At 39.6% G+C, this 2,761-nt stretch carries 2 protein-coding genes; one reads left to right on the top strand and one right to left on the bottom strand.

Annotation, left to right across the window (positions count from 1 at the left end; translation table 11 throughout):
* Positions 1-142: 142 nt before the first annotated feature.
* On the top strand, positions 143-964 hold the full coding sequence (locus AC1EKB_RS06190; RefSeq protein WP_481249147.1) for a nucleoside phosphorylase: 822 nt from the start codon (positions 143-145) through the stop codon (positions 962-964).
* A 156-nt stretch (positions 965-1,120) separates the two neighbouring features.
* On the opposite strand, the gene AC1EKB_RS06185 is transcribed toward AC1EKB_RS06190, so the two are convergent.
* Positions 1,121-2,452, bottom strand: a complete 1,332-nt coding sequence (locus AC1EKB_RS06185) for a Na+/H+ antiporter family protein (RefSeq protein ID WP_481249146.1) — start codon at positions 2,450-2,452, stop codon at positions 1,121-1,123.
* Between the last annotated feature and the right edge of the window lie 309 nt (positions 2,453-2,761).

Below are 2,761 nucleotides of genomic sequence, written 5' to 3'. Positions count from 1 at the left end.
CGATTTTTATAACGTAGTAGTCAATCGTTGTAAATTTGTAGCGATTGGCTATTTTTATGATCTTTGCGTACTAATGCGTGTGTTTGTATATAGGATTGAGTTGCTTGTAGGATGGAGCTGATTGTATTAAGGAGCTGATTGTATGGCAGAATATGATTTGCCGATTTTAGAGTATGATTCCGATAAAAACGCAGTTTTAATGCCAAATCACGATAATATTTCCGTTCAGCTTCCATCTAAAGCGGTTTTTGCTTTCTTAGGCGATGAAATCGATCAGTATGCTTTAAGTAGGAAAGCTACGATTGTAGCAAATTTTGAATCTGCAACTAAAAAATATCCGATATATGTTTTGGAAGAAAAAGTAGAGAAAAAAGTAGGGGATAAGGCAGATGAGAATGCGGACGAGAAAGTAGAAGAAGAAACGCAAAAAATCTGCTTGGTACAGGCCCCAGTTGGCGCTCCTGCCGCTGTTCAGATATTAGATTGGTTGATTTCTTACGGCGTTAGTGAAGTTGTTAGTGCTGGTTCTTGCGGATCGCTAGTTGATTATGCGGAAAACGTTTTTCTGGTTCCGTATAAAGCTTTAAGAGATGAGGGAACTTCTTATCATTATTTGCCTCCAAGTCGTTATGTTGATGTTTCAGAGCGTTCGAGGCATGCTATTTTGCAAACCTTGCAGGCGCATAATTTGCCTTATCATGAAGTTAAAACGTGGACTACGGATGGGTTTTTCCGTGAAACTAAGGGGAAAGTTGCGAGTCGTAAGCAGGAAGGATGCGCGGTTGTGGAGATGGAGTGTTCTGCTTTAGCTGCGTGTGCGCAAATGCGTGGGATTGTTTGGGGTGAGATTCTTTACACTGCAGATACTTTGCACGATGTTGAAAATTATGATGAGCGCAATTGGGGTGGAGACTCTAAAGCGTATGCGCTTGAGCTTTGTATTGAAGCAGCGTTGCGCATTTGATTTTTGTACGCGTTTACAGAGCTAATTAATGGGCTTGACGTGTATCAAACTTTGCCTGTTTTTACAATTTGGGGTAGTGAAGAAAATTGCCGTAAATGGCAAAAATCTTCACCAGCGTTTATTAGATGTGTATTGTTGGCAACTTTCAGCTAAATGCTAAATAAACTGAGATATTACAATACCTGCAGCCATAAGTGGAATGTTAAAAATAAGGAATGTTGGAATGCAAGTATCCCAAATGTGGCTGTGTTGACCATCTGCATTTAAGCCAGAAGTAGGACCAAGCGTTGTATCGGAAGCAGGGGAGCCTGCGTCGCCAAGAGCTGCAGCGGAAGACATAAGAAGAATTGTTGCAGGAGTGCTAAAACCAATGCTTTGGCAAAGCGGCACGAACAAAACTGCAAGAATAGGAACCGTGCCAAACGAGGTGCCGATGCCCATAGTAACAAGCAAGCCAATAATCGTAATAACGAATGCAGCGATTAGCTTGTTTTGACCCATAAAAGCAACGCCAAGGTGTACAAGTTCATCAACTCCGCCAGTAGCTTGAATCACGTTAGCGTAGCCGCCAGCAATGAGCATAATAAATGCAATAAGACCCATAAGCTTAACGCCGCCCATAAGCTGCTTGTCGATGTCGTTCCACTTTATTGCGCCAAAAATAATCATGGTTGCAAGACCTGCAATAGAAGAAAGCGAAAGATCCTTACTAATAACTTGCATTACTACAACAACAATAATCGCAAGAATCGTTATGTAGTGTGCTTTAGTAAGCGGGCCAACAACAGCGTCCGCAGCGCTAGTATCTGCTTCGGTTGTTTTATACTCGCGAGGCTTGCGGTATAGAACAAAAACTGCAAATAGTAAGGCTGCAAGCATTGCGGCACCCAAATACCAGTTCACTGCGCTAACGTCTGAAACGCTAACTTTCATACCATTTTTAGAGAGATTAGTTGCTATAACTGTTTGGAAAATTAAGCCAAAGCCAAATGGAATAGCAATGTATGGAACTTCTAGGCCGAACGCAGTGCAACATGCGGCAGCACGGCGATCTAGCTTGAGCTTGTTCATAATGGAAAGAATCGGCGGAATAAGAATAGGAATATAAGCAATATGAACAGGCACAATATTTTGAGACATGCATGCAATAATCGTTAGAACTGCAAGAAGAATAAATTTGTTTGCGCCAATAAGTTTACTGATTTTTTTAGAAATTATTTGAGCTAGGCCAGTTGCTGTAATTGCCTCTGCAAAAGTACCAAGAAGAATGTAAGCGAGCGCAGTTTGCGCGTTTGTGGAAAAACCATCGCAAAGCAGCGCCATAATAGTGTTGCTTCCATCTCCAAAAAGAGGGAGATGGCCAGCAATGCCACCTGCAACGCATGCAACAATCATTGCGAGTAAAACATTGAGTTTTGCAAGACTTAACGCGCATAACACTACAACCGATACAATTACTGGGTTGCATAGAATGTTTAAAATTTGCATACTGTTTCACCTCTTTTTAAATTTGTGTTTGTGTTTATACCAATGTTTTTTTAATTTTGATAGTTTTTAGTTTCAATAATTAAAGACAATATCATAAAGACTTGTGTAAAGTTTTATTTGCAAAGTAAAACTTAAATTACTATTTTATAAATTACTCTTTAAAAGTTAAACACATTAATACATTAATACAGAATCGTTCAAAATAGTTTGTTAGCAATAGCATTTAAAAGCAGACTCAGCTGTGTTGTTATCTCTAGTAATAAATCGCTGTAAATTTGCAATTTATGGCTACTAGAATTACAAAAATCA

The organism is Gardnerella sialicivorans subsp. sialicivorans (genome assembly GCF_056746795.1).
Note: the sequence above shows the minus strand (reverse complement) of the source record. Positions and strands in the feature narration are given on the sequence as shown.

What these genes read in the sequence shown, in the direction of transcription:
- AC1EKB_RS06185 (WP_481249146.1), bottom strand. Translation starts at nt 2,452, where the DNA reads ATGCAAATTTTAAACATTCTATGCAACCCAGTAATTGTATCGGTTGTA.
- AC1EKB_RS06190 (WP_481249147.1), top strand. Translation starts at nt 143, where the DNA reads ATGGCAGAATATGATTTGCCGATTTTAGAGTATGATTCCGATAAAAAC.